Raw genomic sequence first — 224 nt, forward strand, 5'->3', positions numbered from 1 at the left:
ACACCTGTTGCTGTTGTCGCTTCGTCGATCTTAGCTGCTTTTTCGGCTTTCACTTTGTCTACTTCTTTTGCTTTTTCGGCTTTTTCTGTAGTACTTAAGCTTCCGTCTGCTTCAATAGCTGCTTTTTCTGTCGCTGCCGCTTCGTCCAAGGCTGCTTTGGCTTTGGCTTTCGCTGTATCTAAGTTTCCATTTTCATGGACTTTTCCAATGACAGTTGTTCCTGC

At 44.6% G+C, this 224-nt stretch carries 1 protein-coding gene; it reads right to left on the reverse strand.

All coding sequences use genetic code 11. The features are described 5' to 3' along the window. Window positions 1-224: DUF1542 domain-containing protein (locus N8M20_RS10465; protein WP_261080548.1), on the reverse strand; the 224-nt coding region annotated here is incomplete at both ends.

This window comes from Streptococcus mitis, from assembly GCF_946190275.1.
In the GTDB taxonomy this organism is placed as follows: Bacteria; Bacillota; Bacilli; order Lactobacillales; family Streptococcaceae; genus Streptococcus; species Streptococcus mitis_DC.